Raw genomic sequence first — 16851 nt, 5'->3', positions numbered from 1 at the left:
CGGATGTACATAAAATATTTAAAAGCGAATAAGTGATGAATGAAAAATTAAATGACACCCTGATGGCTTGGGTAAGTTTTTTCAATGATCCTTTATGGGACTTCCTCGTTGTTTTCCTGCTTGCTGTAGGTATTTTCTATACTGTTGCGACCAAAGCTGTACAGATTAGAATGTTCTTTCACAGTATCAAGGTGATGAGAGGCAGTCGCACCAAAGGTGAAGAAAAAGATTCACATGGTCTTACACCATTTCAGGCTTTTGTAACGGGGTTAGCAAGTCGAGTTGGTGTAGGTAACATTGCTGGTGTTGCGATCGCGATTGCGATTGGTGGACCCGGTGCTGTGTTTTGGATGTGGTTTACAGCATTACTCGGTATGAGTTCAGCTTTTATCGAATCTTCACTCGCACAATTATTTAAAGTGAGAGACAGTAATAGTAAGCAATTCCGCGGTGGTCCAGCTTACTATATTACTCAAGGCTTACGTAGCAAAACCTTTGGTGTGATCTTCGCGCTTGCACTAATCTTTACCTATGGTTTTGTATTTAACTCAGTTCAGATCAATGCGATTGCCAATGCTTCTTCGCACGCTTGGGGTTGGGACAAAGCAAATCTCATCGCTCACTTAGGTGGTGTTGATCTAGAAATTTCATGGGTTGGTCTTGCACTGGTTGTTTTGGTTGCATTGGCAATTTTTGGTGGTATCAAACGTATCGCTAAATTTGCAGAAATGTTTGTACCATTAAAAGCGGGTCTGTATTTAGCGGTTGCTTTGTATATTGCAATCAGCAATTACGAACTTCTTCCAGGTATCTTCAAACTAATCTTCACGGAAGCATTCCAGTTTAATGCGGCAGCGGGTGGTTTCTTTGGTGCCATGATTTCAATGGCGATGATGCAAGGTATCAAGCGTGGTTTGTTCTCAAACGAAGCGGGTATGGGTTCTGCACCGAATGCGGCTGCAGCATCTGATGTAAAACACCCCGTGAACCAAGGTCTTGTACAAATGCTCGGTGTATTCGTAGATACTTTCATTGTATGTACCAGTACGGCGATCATTATCTTGGTGTCAGGTGTTTATCACGATGCAGGCTTTGTTGGGGTTGAATTAACCCAACGTGCATTGGAGACGCAAGTCGGACATTGGGGTGCTGACTTCTTGGCAGTTCTGTTGTTCTTATTCTGTTATTCAGCTGTTCTAGGCAACTATGCTTATGCAGAAAGTAATGTGCAGTTTATTAATAACAATCCGAAAGTCATGTTCATCTTCCGAATCTTTGTATTGGTGATGGTGTATTTCGGTGCGATTGGTAGTGTTCCACTGGTTTGGTCGATGGCTGACTTGTTCATGGGTATCATGGCAACTATTAACTTGATCGCAATCTTGTTGTTAACACCGATGGCACGTACATTGTTGAAAGACTATACCTCTCAACTTAAACGAGGTATTAAAGAGCCTGAGTTTAAGATTGATAACTATCCAGAATTGAAGAAAAAAGTCGATTCTGATATTTGGTAATTTGATCTAAGTTAAGCTGAGATCCTAAAAAGCTCCTTTCGAGGAGCTTTTTTATGTTGTTTTTATGACAAATACAAAAAATACTACAGTTTTTAGATCAGCTAAACGCTAAAATTTAGCCAAGAAATATCGTAGATATGGCAATTGTTGCGTATGAAACAGCTTAAATTATGGATGCTTGGTCTTTCAATGACGGTTTTGACAGCTTGTCAAACCACATCACAATTAGCACCTGTCATTGAAGATGCACAAGCCCATGCTGTCAACCAACCATTTAGCTTAATTAAACAGCAACAAAAACGTCCCGTAATTGCATTGGTCTTGGGTAGTGGTGGTGCACGTGGCTATGCACACATTGGTGTGATTGAAGTATTGGAGCAACAAGGAATTCGTCCAGACTTTATTGTTGGAACCAGTGCTGGGAGTATTGTTGGATCTATCTATGCCAGTGGTAAAAGTCCTGCCGAATTACGAGATATTGCGTTAAAACTCAAAGCCAATGATGTTCGTGAAGTGAATGTCAGTTTAAAAGGCTTTTTTGATGGTAAGAAGGTTGAAGACTATATCAACCAGCAAGTCCATAACATGCCATTAGAAAGGATGAAAATCCCAATGTATGTGGTGGCGACCGAATTAAAAGATGGTACCAGAACCGTCTTTAACTACGGCAATACAGGACAAGCAGTGCGTGCTTCGGCATCAATCCCAAGCATGTTTGTGCCAACCAAGATTCATGATGTTGAATATGTTGATGGTGGCTTAGTTAGTCCAGTACCTGTTCAAGTCGCGCGCGAGCTGGGTGCAGATGTTGTCATCGCCGTGGATATCTTGGCACAGCCAATCCATACCGAGACCAGCAATGTGTGGGGGTTGTTCAATCAAAACATTAATATCATGCAAGGGCGTTTGGCTGAAGAAGAGCTGAAAGATGCAGATATTGTGATTCAACCTGACCTACGTGAGAAGGCACATATTTTTGATGTGAAAGGTCGTGAGATGACCATGCAGGCAGGTGCCGATGCGGCCAATGAAAAACTCGCTGAAATCCAATGGGCAATTCAAAGTAAGACTTATCCAACACAAACGGAACGGCAAGATATTGCCTTAAAAATGAGTACTTCTTCGCCTCGCCAATAAGCCTTCGAATGAGGTCTAATGGGCTTAAGTTGTTGAGCCCATTTACTCAACAGATATTCAGGCAAAAACAAATTGTAAAACCTCTACAAAACGCTATTAAAAATAGAGAAAAACAGGTAAATAACTACAAATCATAAAACTTTTTTATCAGTTAATCTTAAGCTTTAGGTCATAGGATGACCTATATGATTAATTGCGACATGACAAGGATTGTTAAGCACGATGTTTAAGTCATTCTTTCCGAGCCCACGCCTGTTTTTTATTTCAGTGCTTGTGTGGTTAGCACTCAATATGCTGCTCTGGTATACAGGCGGTCATAGTTGGGGTGAATATCTAGGTTTTCCAAAGGGCTATGCTGAAGCCGAGTTATCTGTCGGAGTTAATCGATTCTGGGAGCCTTCTTCACTCTGGTTCTATCTGTGGTTTATTGTGGCAACGGCATTATTTGCAGGGTTTTGGCGAATATTCTCTGCTAATAAATGGCAGCGTTGGTCGATTTGGGGCTCTGCATTTATCTTGTTTAATATCTGGTTTGGGGTGCAGGTCAGCCTCGCTGTAAATGCTTGGTATGTACCATTCTGGGATATGATTCAAAATATGCTCGACAATGGTGGGGGCAGTATTACTGATTTATATAAAGAAACCATGGTGTTTTTATATATTGCTATGGTCGGTGTAACTTTATCTGTGGTGAATGCTTTTTTTACCAGTCATTATGTCTTCCGTTGGCGTACAGCAATGAATGAGTACTATACCGAGCATTGGCCTAAGCTGCGCCATATCGAAGGTGCGGCGCAACGTGTGCAAGAAGACACTATGCGTTTTGCAACCATTGTGGAAGATTTGGGCGTTGAATTAGTTAAGGCAATCATGACTTTAATTGCATTTTTGCCATTATTATTTCAACTTTCAAAACATGTTCCTGAAATTCCATTTATAGGCGAGCTACAATATTCTTTAGTTTGGGCCGCGGTCGTTTGGGCAATCTTTGGTACAGTATTGCTCATGGTGGTCGGAATAAAACTGCCTGGTTTGCAATTCAACAACCAAAAAGTTGAAGCTGCATTTCGTAAGGAATTGGTTTATGGCGAAGATCATGAAGATCGGGCACAACCTGCAACGTTAAAAGAATTATTTAGTCGTGTTCGTCACAACTATTTTCGACTATATTTTCACTACACCTATTTTAATTTAACTGCAACGTGGTATGGACAACTGGATGTTATTTACAACCTATTCGTTTTATTCCCAGCGATTGCAGCAGGCAAGTTAACGCTTGGTTTAATTAACCAGATTGGTGGGGTTTTTGGTAAGGTTCGTGAATCTTTCCAATATCTAATTAGCTCATGGAAAACAATTATCGAATTATTGTCGATTCATAAGCGTCTTAAAGCCTTTGAAAAAATACTCGATTAGTCAAAACGATTTAAATTGAGAAAGCCTTAGCCTGATGCTAAGGCTTTTTTTGTTTCATCTAATTTGTTTCTTATGTGACGTTTGCATATGTATTTCTGTGAAAATTACTTTATTTGAGCGTGTGGTTTCACTATAGTCCTTTGATAAAATTAATGATCTTTTTTCATTTCTCGCTTGTATCGCTTAAAACTTAAATAAATAGGATAAATCATGAGACCTGTATTGCTCAAAAGTGCATTAGCACTTGCACTGACGGCTTTTACTGCAAATGTCTGGGCAGACCAAGCAATAAAATCCTCCCCAACTGAAAAAATTTCAGGCATAGACCAGCAATATATCGATCCAAGCGTATCTGCCAATCACGATTTTTATGACTATGTGAATGGAAAATGGTTAAAAGATACTGAGATTCCCGCAGACAAATCACGTTGGGGCGCATTCAACGAATTACATGAATTATCGACTAATCAGTTACATACCATTGTTGAGGAGCTTAACGCTCAAAAATGGGCAACAGGAACGGTTGAGCAAAAAGTTTCAAGTTTATATGCCAGTTTTATGGATGAAAAAGAAATTGAAGCGAAAGGAATTCAACCTTTACAGCAGGAACTGGCACAGGTTGATGCAATTCATAACAAACAAGACCTTGCTCAATTAATGGGGCATTTCTCACGTATTGGCGTCAGAACACCATTTGATATCAGTATTGATCAAGATATGAAACGCTCTGATGTGATGATTGCAGGTCTGGCACAGCGTCGACTGGGTTTACCAGATCGAGATTATTATTTAAAAGATGATAAAAAGTTTGTTGAAACGCGTGCCAAATATCTCAAGCATATTGAACGAATGCTACAACTGTCAGGTGATCAGCAAGCAGCGCAGCATGCAAAAGATATTCTCAAGCTTGAAACAGACTTGGCCAAGATTCAGTGGAGTAATGTTCAAAATCGTGATTTATCTAAACGCTACAATATTTACTCACTTAAAGATTTAAATAAGTTGAGTCGTAGCTTTGATTGGGATAGTTATCTCAATACAGTTGGCGTCAAGGATAAAACCCAGACCATTCAAGTACATCAATTAAGTTATTTCAAAGCACTTGATCCAGTGATCAATAAAACTCCTTTAAGTGTATGGAAAGCTTATTTTAAATGGAACTTGATCAGTAATTTTTCACCGTTCTTAAACAAGGCTTTTGTGGATGAAAGTTTTGAATTTTATGGCAAAACTTTGAGGGATGTTGCAGAACAAGAAGTTCGCTGGAAGCGTGGTGTACAAACAGTAAATGCAGTGTTGGGCGATGGTCTGGGCAAAATTTATGTGGAAAAACATTTTTCTGCAGAGAAAAAACAACGCATGGATACATTGGTTCAAAACTTGATACAGGCTTATGATCAAAGTATTAGCCAGTTAGATTGGATGAGCCCTGAAACTAAAGTGCAGGCTAAAAAGAAATTAGCCAGCTTATCGATTAAAGTCGGCTATCCAAAGAAATGGCGTGATTATTCAGCACTGGACATTAAAGATGGTGATTTGATTGGTAACGTGATTCGGGCCAGAGAATTTGAACATCAAGATGATTTAGATAAGCTCGGTAAACCTGTGGATCGTGATGAGTGGTTTATGACCCCTCAAACCGTAAATGCTTATTACAATCCATCCTCAAATGAAATTGTATTCCCAGCCGCAATCTTGCAACCGCCATTCTTTAATATCGATGCCGATGATGCGGTGAATTATGGTGGAATCGGGAGTGTCATTGGACATGAAATCAGCCATGGTTTTGATGATCAAGGCAGTCAGTTTGATGAATTGGGCAATATGCGCAATTGGTGGACAGCACAGGATCATAAACGCTTTAAAGCCAAAACACAGGCTTTAGTGGCACAGTACAATGCTTATGAGCCGATTGCGGGTTATCACGTCAATGGTGAGCTGACCTTGGGGGAAAATATTGCCGATAATTCAGGTCTATCGATTGCCTATAAAGCGTATCAACTATCCTTGGCTGGTAAACCTGCACCAATCATTGATGGGCAGACAGGAGAGCAGCGTTTTTATATGGGTTGGGCGCAAGTATGGCGTGCCAAAACTCGTGAAGCGCAAGCGATTGTGTATTTAAAAACAGATCCACACGCACCAGATAAGGTTCGTGCCAATGGTGCTTTAGTCAATCAAGCACCGTTTTATGACGCTTTCAAGATTAAAGCGGGAGATAAAATGTATTTGGCACCTGAAAAGCGTGTCAGCATTTGGTAATTCGAGATTCAATAAAAAACCTGCATCGTGCAGGTTTTTTTATTGATGCTTAAAGCTTAAAGGAAAGCAATTCCAAGTCCGGCACCCGCAGCCATGACCCAGAGTGGGTGAATCTTTTTAAACATACCGAGGATTGCAGTGACAATCACGATCATGACCAAAAGCAGGTTTTGCGCAGATGCATCCGCAATCAACCATGCACTGACCAGAACCAAACCCACGGTAATCGGTTTTAAGGCTTTTTCAAAACGTGCGCGTAACGGATTGTCTTTAAAGCGTTCCCAGAATTTAAGTGCATAAATGGTAATGATTGAAGATGGACCGAACTTCGCCAGAGAAGTAACCAATAAACCTGCTGGACCTGCGACATGCCAACCGACCAAAGGTACGATCATCATATTGGGGCCAGGGGCAGCCTGTGCCATGGCAAACAGTGAACTGAATTGTTCTGCGCTCATCCATTGATGCACGGTCACTACTTGGTGTTGCATTTCAGGGAGAATGGCATTACCACCACCAAAAGCCAGTAGCGAGAGCTGAGTAAACACGACAGCAAGGGTAACTAAGATCATGACTTTTTCACTCCTAAAACTAACATGTTAATGGCGAGTAGAATGGCTAAAGTCAGTGCTAAGGGCAGCTTGATCCAGATCATAAACGCGAAGGTTAATCCAATCGTAAAAATAGTCAGATAACTTTTTAAAATTGGCTTGAGCATCTTAAAGCCTGTTGCAAACAGTAAGCCTGCGGCAGCCGCAGCCAAACCTTGAATCATGTGTTTGACTGCGGGAAGGTACTGAAAATACTCATAGACTTGGTAGATGATCAGCACAATTGCAGTCGGGGCGGAGATCAAACCGAGCACTGAACTGATTGCACCTCTGACGCCTTGGAATTCCATGCCGATTGCAACTGACATGTTGATGATGTTTCCACCCGGTAATAATTGGCATACACCGAGTAAGTCGGTAAATTTTCCTTCATCGATCCATTTGTGTTCTTCAACGATAATGCGATGTGCCAGTGGTAGAACACCACCAAAACCCATCAATCCCAACTTCATAAATCCCGTAAATAATGCCTTACAATCAGGAGCAGTGGTGAGTGGCTCATTCTGTATTGATATGGCTTGGGCTTTCATTGGATTACCTTTCTGTTCAACCTTGTGAGCTATAGAATGGATGATTTGTGGTATATTCACAAATGCTATTTTTGCTGTTATCTATACTTTTAGGGTATGTATGATTGATGTTCATAAGCTCAATGCATTTGTTGCTGTGGTCGAGGAAAGTAATATTTCTAAAGCCGCCGTTCGACTGCATATGCAACAACCGCCACTGACTCGCTTGATTAAAAGTTTGGAAGAGGAATTGGATACTGCTTTGCTGAAACGCTTACCACGAGGCGTAGAAGTAACCGAGGCAGGGAAGGCTTTATATCAAGAAGCTATCACAATTTTGGCGCATGCCCAGTCGATTCCGAAACGGGTAAAAAACATTGCGCAAGGCTTAGAAGGTCAGATCAATATTGGTTTTACTAACTCTGCAGGCTTACATCCATTTCTTCCTGCCTTATTGCGTCAATTTAGGGAGAAGTTTCCTGCTGTTGCCATTCATTTGGAAGAGGATAGCAGTACGGCTTTAACTGATGCCGTGATCAATGAAAAACTGGATATCGTGTTTCTACGTAAACCCGCACCCATCCATGCACAAGTACAAAGTATTCATGTTCTGAATGAACCATTGATTGTCGCATTACCCAGTAATCATCCATTAACAGACAAAGATGGGGCAATCCGCTTAGTCGATTTAGAGCCTTATGAGTTCGTGCTGTATCGCCGTATTGCAGGACAGGACTTGTTTGATAATATTCTGGCAAATTGCTATCAGGCAGGATTTAGTCCCAATATCGTACAAGAAGCACCACGTTTAACCTCCAGTCTCAATTTGATTGCTGCTGGGATTGGACTTTCCATTGTGCCAGCTTCGATTCAGGACTTTTGGAATAAACAGATTATCTATCGACCTTTAGAAGCCAAGAAACCTTGTATTGCACCGATTTACGCAATTTGTCGAGCCAAAGAAAATAATATTCGGGTTGAACATTTCTTAAGTTTGCTCAGGGCTAGTCAAGCCGATTAAAAATAGCGATTGCTAATGGCTAAAGTGATAGAAATTTAAAATTGGTCCAACCAAGTGCTGTTGTGATTGATCTAGCGTTACGATAATTTCTCTAAAATTAAAGGTGTCTTCATCATGGTATTTTGCGACGCCATGGGTTTTATTATTCAAGTTTGGAATTTGATAACTAAAGAAAGCCACTTGTTTAGATGGATGGACCACGGTCACCAATTTTTGCGGGTCTTTATAGCCGCCAAACTCATTTTGAATACTTTCTTTTAACAGGCTAGGAAAATAAAGCGTGGCATTGGGCATACCGCAACCGACACAGAAAGATGAATCGTATAATTCAATCGCCTGTTTTTGATTTGGACTCATCAGCAGGGCTGAACCTGTTCCATTTGCACCAGCACTTGCTTCTGCGTCACTCCAATTTTTAGGTACCAGCACAAGACCTATTTCAGGTAGCGCAAATAATTTAAGTTGTTTGGCCTGATTTGCATCCAGTTTAAAATCAAAATGACAGCTTTTTGCGGTACAGCTTTTAAAGTCTTTCAATAGACCATCATCGGCAGGGTTGAGTGCAGTAACTCCATAAAAGGGAACACGGACATCGTTAGCAAAGGATACCTCACCGAGTGCATAGATCTGATTTTCGGCTTGGCGTTGCTGTGCTGTATTTGAGAATTTGGGAAAGATCGGTTTGAAATTATGTACCTCAGCATGCACCATCGCAGTTGAGCCAGACAGTAAAATAATAGAGACAGTGTGGGCTATTTTCATTTTAATTCAGTGTTTTGAGTTTCATTTCAAATTAACATATTCTTGAATACAAGAACCTACAAAGCGATCAATTTAAAAGATTTAGAATATTTTGAATGAATAATAAATAAATTGCATTGAGAAATACGTCTTATGAACAAGATCTTTTCAGCCTGTTGCTTTATTGCGATGAGTTCTAGTGCTTTTGCCCAAGACATTAAGGGGATTTCATTCTCGCACCAAGATTGGGAAATTTATTGTAGTAACACAGGCACTTGTCGTGCCGCAGGTTATCAGAATGAGGAATATCGCAACGAGCCTGCTTCTCTACTTTTGACGCGTCAGGCGGGTGCACGGCAGCCTGTTCAAGTGGAATTTGCATTAGCACGCTATGAAGAGCCCTCTTTTCCACTAGCTAAGCTTAAAAATATTCATTTCTATGTGAATGGTAAAGATTTGGGTGCGGTCTCGTTTGAAGGAACTGAATTTCCGTTAATGGGGCGATTGTCTGGACAACAAGTTAATGCCTTATTGCAGCAATCCAAGAAAAAGACCGGAATCATTTTTAAAAATGCGAACTTGCAATGGCAAATTTCGGATTTGGGTATGACCGCAATCTTATTGAAAATGGATGATTTTCAAAAGCGTGTTGGTACTGTTGGCGCATTGATTAAAAAGGGCAAAGCGGATGAGTCGCATGTCTTGGCTGCACAGCCAAAATTCACGGTAAAACAGATTAAAACCCCGAATAAGCCTTATCTGACTTTGCAGCCAAACAATAAACGTTATGCTGCGTTATATCGTAATTTGATGGCAGCACAGCCGACGCCAAAACAGGAGGGTTTTTGTGAAGGGATTTATGATGGTGATGAAACAAAGCCGCAAGCGATTGAGCTGTATAAACTGACCAATAAAAAAGTATTGGCCATGACCTTGTGTTGGCGTGGTGCTTATAACGAAGGATCTGGCGCATGGGTGTTGGATGAATCACTCTCGACAAAACCGAATTTCGTGACTGAACATGCCTCCGAGTTTTATGCGGGTATTATCAGTAGCTCACAGAAAGGGCGTGGTATTGGTGATTGTTGGTCGAGTGATGAATGGGTGTGGGATGGGCAGAAATTTGTGCATACCAAAGATATGTGGACAGGGATGTGTAAGGGACTTGCTGCAGGTGGGGTATGGGAGCTTGATCAGGTTGAAGCGATTGTCAAATAATACTGTGTAGAGATAAAAATAGCCTAAGGAAATATCATGCTGAAGAATAAGATTGCACTGGCTACAATGATTTTGGTGGGGACATTCGCCTGTTTTGGTACATCTGTTTTTGCGGCACCTTTACAGATTCTTGACTTTAAAAAGGGGCAACTGAGTGCAACGGAACAGACACAACTCTGTGAACAGGTGAAAGACCTATGTCAGCAGCAAGCGCAATGGTTGAGTTTAAAAACACCTGATCAAGCTCTATGGTTATTATCGGAAGGAAATATTGCCCAGTTCGTTCGTTCGACTACTGGTTTAAAACTGTTGCACCAATGGAATATCCCGTTAGCACCCGCGGAGGAGATGGCTAGATCGGGGCAATATATTTTTCCTAAATTGTTTCCAATGGATCAAAACCGTTATGCCGTTGCAGTGATTGATACCTTTTCAGAAATGTATTCGGGTGGTGGGGCAGGAATTGAACGTGCCAGCTTTTATGAGTTAAAGGATTCAGGTAAGACGCATCGCTTTATTGAAAATTATCCTTTTAGTTTTAACCGTATGATTCGTGCCTGTTTCTCTGAACAGGACTATGAAAGCTCTAAAGGCAAGTGCCATGATGAAGATGGTTTAAGTCTGGATATTCGTCCTATCAAGCCGATGCTTTGGCAGTTCCGTTATCGCTATAGTTTGGATGTATCACCTGCGTCAGATTCTGGTGAGAAATCGTTTAAGGGCAGCCGCAACTTGAATATTGACTTAAATAAAGCACCTGAGCAGCCGAATATTCCAGAAGAATGGGATTATGAGGGTGCAGGTTGAGAATTTACAACAATGAACGCTTTTACATTTTGCCAAAGCTTTAGAGGCGAGGACTTACGCAATTTACAGCCTCATAACAGATGATCTAGCCAGAGCATGATACAAAGGGAAAGATTGCAATTTGGAACTGTGCTTATGTCTCGTGTTTATACTTCTGCCCGCCGTAAATTTTCTCATTTGAGTCGTTCTGTGTTCATGGCTGCGGCTGTGTTGGGTACAACCCAAATAGCGATGGCAGGGCCAACAGTCGATCAACTGAGTGATTGTTTAGTGAAAGCCACGACAGCAGCGGATAAGACCACGGTTTTGCAATGGACTTTTAGTGCTTTGGCTGCGCATCCAGATTTAAAGTCTTTCAGTAATGTTACGCCTGAGCAGAAAACTCAGTTGGATCAGAAACTGGCGCAGGTGTTACAGCGTGTGATTGTGGAGCAGTGTTCGACGCAGACCAAAGCCGTGATTAAAGCTGAAGGCATTCAAGCAGTCGGACAGGCTTTTCAGCAGTTAGGTCAGAGTGCAGGTCAGGATATTGTCAAAGACCCTGCGGTTAGACAGCAGTTGCAAGGCACCTTGCGTTATATTGATTTAAATAAATTGGTCACGACTTTTCTAACACCTGATATCTGGAATAAGTTGGGTGTGTTAAGAGGGCAGTGATGAGTCATTTGATGCTGGTTTCTCGCGGCCTTTATCAAAGGATAAAAAATAGCAGCTAAGATACCTTGTATCAGCAATGTTGTTTGCTAGAATTTACACTAATTTTAGTTCTTTTTTATAAACTATGAAAAAAACATTGCTTATTCTTGTAATTACGCTGCTTGCTGGCTGTACGGCTAGTGTTGTGAACCAATCAAAAAAATTAATCGGCCATAAACTATATCAAGATTCAATTGATAGTTTAGCTAGTAATATCCGTATAGAGCAAGGCCAAAATTTTAGTGTAAGACTATATCCGAATGGATGTATAACCTCAATGCAACCCAAGTTTTTAATGTCACCAGAAGTTGAAAGTATTGGTGTATTAGGGGGGGAGGCTCGGTACAAACCTAAATCGTTAAATATGCCTTATCCACCTAAAAATATTCAATTTGCGGAATTTAAAATACCATCAGAACGTTTTATTGCTTTAAGTGCATATAAAAGTTATCACACTGGTACAGAGTTACGTGGCTGTAGTGTAGAAGCAGTTTATAAGTTTGCATCAAACAAGAATTATGAGCTGCTTGATCGTGAAGGTGGTAATCAATGTTCTTTAGAAGTTCACGAAATTTTATCGACGGGTGAAAGAATTGAGCTGAAACCATTAAAATATCTGCGTAATATTAATGAATGGGCTGGGTGTGAGGCTCAATTACAAGGACTTTAAGTTTAGATATATTTATTGAAAGAAGACAATACTAATTTTTTAAATAATGTGGATGTTAAGTTAAAAAGATTATACTGTCTACTTGTGAGAAAAATTAATACAGTTCTATATTAAAGTGTAGGAATAATACTTATAATTATACAGCTGTTAGAGTTGAATTTAAATAAATTTAAATCATAAAGTTAATAGGGGGAATAGAAAAATGTCTTTATTAGATTCATACAGACGATCAGAGCAAGATTGCGCAAAAAAAATTTTGCAACTAAATGAAAAAATTAGCAAAGAAACATTAAGTATTTCTAGAGAAAATGCCAGAATGATTTCTCTTAGAAAACAAATAAGTAGTACTAAATCAATTTTATTAATTAATTCAAAGATCAAAGAGATCGATCGTTGTGAAACTATAATATCTAAAAACCAAGATAATATTGCTAAGCTACAAAAAGATATTGCAAACCAACAGAAGAAGAAAAATGAATATACTACTAAAATTATCAATGAGGAAAATAAAATTTCAAAACAAAATCAAAGAAAATCTGAAGAGTTAAATAGACAACAGAACAATTTAATGAATAGTTTAACTATGACTGTTAAGCACCATGAATATGAAATTAAAAAATTAAAAGAACTTCCGAAAAAGATAACAGTTCTTTTTCTAGCTTCTAACCCTAGAGATCAAGCTCAATTAAGCCTTGATATTGAAGTTCGTGGTATAGAAGAACAAATCAGTAAAGCTCGTCATAGAGAATCATTAATTTTAGAATCACGCTGGGCTGTAAGACCAGGAGATATTCTTCAACATATCAATACATGTGAACCTACTATTGTTCATTTTAGTGGGCATGGAAGTGATAATGATGAGCTAGTTCTTATGGATAAAAATGATCAAACAAAGTTGGTTTCACTAGATGCTATTGTTCAAGCTATGAGTGTAGCAAATGAGAATCTCAGATTGGTGTTTTTTAATACATGTTTTTCTTACAATCAGGCTGATTTAGTTACGGAGCATGTCGATTGTGCAATTGGTATGAGTAATACTATTAGTGATGAAGCAGCACAATATTTTTCAGCACAATTTTATTCATCTTTAAGCTTTGGTTTATCTGTTAAAAAATCATTTGACCAAGCAAAAGCAGCTCTACTTCTAGAAGGTATTGATGAGGTTGATACGCCACGATTGTATGTTAAAGATGGTTTAGTCGCAGAAGAGATATTCTTATTAGCCTCTGAATAATAAAAACCCGCTTTAAAGCGGGTTTTCTTTTGAAATCAGATCAGTTTAACCAATCAATTTCTTCATGAGTTCATTCACTTGAGCTGGGTTAGCTTTACCTTTTGCAGCTTTCATGACTTGACCAACCAGACCGTTAAAGGCTTTTTCTTTACCAGACTTGTACTCTTCAACCATTTTTTCATTGGCTGCAAGCACTTCTTTGATAATCGCTTCAATCGCGCCCGTATCGGTTTCTTGCTTTAAGCCTTTCTCAGCAATAATGTCATCCGCAGATTTTCCTTCTGCTTCCCACATAAAGCCAAACACTTGCTTCGCAATTTTGCCGTTAATGGTGTTGTCGACAATACGCGCGATCATGCCACCCAACTGCTCAGCAGAAACAGGAGAGTCCGCCAATTCTAGACCTGCTTTGTTTAAAGCACCTGAGAATTCACCCATTACCCAGTTTGCAGAGACTTTACCTTGCTTCGCACCGCCAGCAGCAGCCACAACTGCTTCGTAGAAATCCGCCATTTCGCGTGACAGCGTCAATACATGTGCATCGTACTCAGTCACACCGAATTCAGCAATAAAGCGTGCACGGCGTGCTTTAGGCAATTCTGGAAGGGCAGCGCGTGCTGCTTCGATTTGCTCGTCAGCAATGATCACTGGCAATAAGTCTGGATCTGGGAAGTAGCGATAGTCGTTCGCTTCTTCTTTTGAACGCATTGAACGGGTTTCCATCTTGTTCGGATCGAACAAACGGGTTTCCTGATCAATTTCGCCGCCGTATTCCAAGATTTCCATTTGGCGTTCAATTTCAACATTGATCGCTTGCTCAATGAAACGGAATGAGTTGAGGTTTTTCAACTCGCAACGCGTACCAAAAGGTTGACCCGGACGACGCAACGACACGTTACAGTCGGCACGGAATGAACCTTCTGCCATGTTACCGTCAGAAATACCTAACCAACGCACAAGGGTGTGAATCGATTTGATGTAGGCAACCGCTTCTTCAACCGAACGCATATCTGGCTCAGATACGATTTCAAGCAATGGCGTACCAGCACGGTTTAAGTCGATACCCGACATTCCTTCGAACTGGTCATGAATCGATTTACCTGCATCTTCTTCAAGATGGGCACGAGTCACGCCAATACGCTTCACAGTACCATCTTCAAGCTGGATGTCGATATGACCCAAGCCCACAATCGGATTGTCCATTTGGCTGATCTGGTAGCCTTTTGGCGAATCTGGATAGAAGTAGTTCTTACGCGCAAACACAGAGGCTTGGTCGATATAGGCATCGATACCCAAACCAAAGCGAATCGCGAGATCAACCACTTCGGCATTCAATACAGGCAATACACCCGGCATGGCTAAATCAACAAGGCTGGCTTGTGTATTTGGGTCTTGACCAAATTCAGTCGATGAACCTGAGAAGATTTTAGACTTGGTCGCCAACTGAGTATGGATCTCGATCCCGATAACGACTTCCCAACCGTCAATAAGCTTTAACTTTTGAGCTTCAGTCATTATGCATTCTCCTCAGCAATTGCCGCACGTTTGGTATGCCAGTCTGTATTTTGTTGATATTGATGCACAATCGAAAGCAATTGTGATTCTGACCAGTAGTTACCAATCAACTGTAAGCCCACAGGCAAGCTGTCTTTATCAAAACCAACAGGTGCGTTGATGGCTGGTAGACCTGCCAAGTTCACAGCAAGGGTATAGATATCGCCTAAATACATTTCAGTCGGGCTAAGGTTCGCACCGATCTTATAGGCAGTGGTTGGTGCAGATGGCGCAGCAATCACGTCAACATTTTCAAATGCTTTGAGGAAATCTTGCTGAATCAAACGACGTACTTTTTGTGCTTTCACATAATATGCATCGTAGTAACCCGCAGAAAGGGCATAAGTCCCGATCAAGATACGACGTTGTACTTCAGCACCAAAACCTTCTGAACGTGAACGCTTGTACAAGTCCATCAAGTCCACAGGGTTTTCACAACGGTAGCCATAACGTACGCCGTCAAAACGTGACAGGTTCGAAGAAGCTTCCGCAGGCGCGATCAAGTAGTAAGTCGGCACATAGGCTTCAGTCATGTTGAGGTCAATCTCAACCAAGATAGCGCCCATCTCTTCAAGCTTTTTCAATGACTCTTCAACGCGTGCTTTCACATCGGCATCTAAACCAGCAACATTGAAGTACTGTTTTGGAATACCAATGCGTAAACCTTTCACTGCTGTGCCATTTAGGTTAGCAACATAATCATCCACTTCTTTGTTGATCGAAGTGGAGTCTTTGGCATCGTGACCCGCAATCACATTCATCAAATAAGCACAGTCTTCCGCAGAACGTGCCATTGGACCGCCTTGATCGAGTGATGATGCATACGCAATCATACCGAAGCGAGATACACGACCATAGGTTGGTTTTAAGCCTGTTAAGCCGCAGAATGAAGCAGGTTGACGAATTGAGCCACCTGTATCAGTACCTGTTGCGATTGGCGCGAGATCAGCCGCTACGGCTGCTGCAGAACCACCTGATGAACCACCCGGAACATGATCCAGCGCCCAAGGGTTAGATGTTGCACCGACATAAGAGTTTTCAGAAGTTGAACCCATGGCGAATTCATCCATGTTCACCTTACCTAAAGTCACGAGACCCGCAGCTTTAGCTTTTGCAACTACAGTTGCATCATAAGGTGAAATGAAGTTATCCAGCATTTTTGAACCCGCAGTGGTTTTAATGCCTTGGGTACAAAAAATATCTTTGTGGGCAAGTGGAATACCTGCCAGCGCGTGTGCATTGCCTGCTTTAAGTGCAGCATCGGCTGCATTCGCTTCAGCAAGTGCTTGTTCTGCGGTGACCGTCACATAACTTTTTACTTTCGGGTCAATTTGGGCAATACGCTTTAAATAATGTTCAGTCAATTCGCGTGATGAAAATTGGGCTGTTTTTAAGCCTTCAGAGAGTTCACGGATTGATAAGCGATGTAAATCTGTCATATGAAAAATTTCTTTACAT

The 16851-nt window shown here is 40.9% G+C and carries 15 protein-coding genes; 10 read left to right on the top strand and 5 right to left on the bottom strand.

All coding sequences use genetic code 11. From position 1 onward, the window contains the following. Positions 1-35 precede the first annotated feature (35 nt). From GBI66_RS02720 to GBI66_RS02705, 4 genes are all read left to right on the top strand, one after another. Entirely contained in the window at positions 36-1517 is a 1482-nt protein-coding gene (locus GBI66_RS02720) for a sodium:alanine symporter family protein (protein ID WP_005192817.1), read from the top strand. Positions 1518-1670: 153 nt separating this feature from the next. Continuing rightward, complete coding sequence (locus tag GBI66_RS02715; protein WP_151715083.1) at positions 1671-2654, top strand: patatin-like phospholipase family protein; 984 nt, start codon at positions 1671-1673, stop codon at positions 2652-2654. Positions 2655-2876: 222 nt separating this feature from the next. After that, positions 2877-4070 (top strand): peptide antibiotic transporter SbmA, encoded by a 1194-nt coding sequence (gene sbmA, locus GBI66_RS02710; RefSeq protein WP_151715082.1) that lies wholly within the window; start codon positions 2877-2879, stop codon positions 4068-4070. A 210-nt stretch (positions 4071-4280) separates the two neighbouring features. Beyond that, positions 4281-6332, top strand: a complete 2052-nt coding sequence (locus GBI66_RS02705; RefSeq protein ID WP_151715081.1) for a M13 family metallopeptidase — start codon at positions 4281-4283, stop codon at positions 6330-6332. A gap of 56 nt (positions 6333-6388) precedes the next feature. Here GBI66_RS02705 and GBI66_RS02700 read toward each other — a convergent pair whose 3' ends face one another. Together GBI66_RS02700 and GBI66_RS02695 are read right to left on the bottom strand one after the other, a co-directional pair. After that, on the bottom strand, positions 6389-6904 hold the full coding sequence (locus GBI66_RS02700) for a chromate transporter (protein WP_005206042.1): 516 nt from the start codon (positions 6902-6904) through the stop codon (positions 6389-6391). Further along, positions 6901-7473, bottom strand: a complete 573-nt coding sequence (locus GBI66_RS02695; RefSeq protein WP_151715080.1) for a chromate transporter — start codon at positions 7471-7473, stop codon at positions 6901-6903. The genes GBI66_RS02700 and GBI66_RS02695 overlap by 4 nt, the downstream gene beginning before the upstream one ends. Before the next feature lie 100 nt (positions 7474-7573). On the opposite strand from GBI66_RS02695, the gene GBI66_RS02690 reads away from it, so the two are divergent. After that, positions 7574-8473 carry a LysR family transcriptional regulator gene (locus GBI66_RS02690; RefSeq protein ID WP_151715079.1) on the top strand — a complete coding sequence of 300 codons (900 nt, stop codon included), beginning with the start codon at positions 7574-7576 and terminating at the stop codon, positions 8471-8473. Between the two features lie 12 nt (positions 8474-8485). On the opposite strand, the gene GBI66_RS02685 is transcribed toward GBI66_RS02690, so the two are convergent. Then, positions 8486-9235: a DUF4850 domain-containing protein gene (locus tag GBI66_RS02685; protein WP_151715078.1), complete on the bottom strand. Its 750-nt coding sequence runs from the start codon at positions 9233-9235 to the stop codon at positions 8486-8488. A 132-nt stretch (positions 9236-9367) separates the two neighbouring features. On the opposite strand from GBI66_RS02685, the gene GBI66_RS02680 reads away from it, so the two are divergent. The 5 genes from GBI66_RS02680 (at position 9368) to GBI66_RS02660 (ending at position 13839) form a co-directional block, all read left to right on the top strand. Further along, the gene (locus GBI66_RS02680; RefSeq protein WP_151715077.1) at positions 9368-10432 is read left to right on the top strand and encodes a DUF1176 domain-containing protein; all 1065 of its coding nucleotides are present in this window, start codon (positions 9368-9370) and stop codon (positions 10430-10432) included. Positions 10433-10468: 36 nt separating this feature from the next. Next, positions 10469-11239: a hypothetical protein gene (locus GBI66_RS02675; RefSeq protein ID WP_151715076.1), complete on the top strand. Its 771-nt coding sequence runs from the start codon at positions 10469-10471 to the stop codon at positions 11237-11239. 135 nt (positions 11240-11374) lie between these two features. Beyond that, positions 11375-11896: a hypothetical protein gene (locus GBI66_RS02670; RefSeq protein ID WP_151715075.1), complete on the top strand. Its 522-nt coding sequence runs from the start codon at positions 11375-11377 to the stop codon at positions 11894-11896. A gap of 124 nt (positions 11897-12020) precedes the next feature. After that, positions 12021-12605 carry a hypothetical protein gene (locus tag GBI66_RS02665; protein WP_171494251.1) on the top strand — a complete coding sequence of 195 codons (585 nt, stop codon included), beginning with the start codon at positions 12021-12023 and terminating at the stop codon, positions 12603-12605. A gap of 202 nt (positions 12606-12807) precedes the next feature. Further along, positions 12808-13839 (top strand): CHAT domain-containing protein, encoded by a 1032-nt coding sequence (locus GBI66_RS02660; RefSeq protein WP_151715074.1) that lies wholly within the window; start codon positions 12808-12810, stop codon positions 13837-13839. A gap of 45 nt (positions 13840-13884) precedes the next feature. Here GBI66_RS02660 and gatB read toward each other — a convergent pair whose 3' ends face one another. After that, on the bottom strand, positions 13885-15354 hold the full coding sequence (gatB, locus tag GBI66_RS02655) for an Asp-tRNA(Asn)/Glu-tRNA(Gln) amidotransferase subunit GatB (RefSeq protein ID WP_005192777.1): 1470 nt from the start codon (positions 15352-15354) through the stop codon (positions 13885-13887). Further along, on the bottom strand, positions 15354-16832 hold the full coding sequence (gene gatA, locus GBI66_RS02650) for an Asp-tRNA(Asn)/Glu-tRNA(Gln) amidotransferase subunit GatA (RefSeq protein ID WP_004652311.1): 1479 nt from the start codon (positions 16830-16832) through the stop codon (positions 15354-15356). The genes gatB and gatA overlap by 1 nt, the downstream gene beginning before the upstream one ends. Between the last annotated feature and the right edge of the window lie 19 nt (positions 16833-16851).

The sequence above is a fragment of the Acinetobacter sp. TUM15071 genome (assembly GCF_008980925.1).
Classification (GTDB): domain Bacteria; phylum Pseudomonadota; class Gammaproteobacteria; order Pseudomonadales; family Moraxellaceae; genus Acinetobacter; species Acinetobacter dispersus.
The sequence above is the reverse complement of the archived record's forward strand: the minus strand, read 5'-3'. Positions and strand labels throughout refer to the sequence as shown.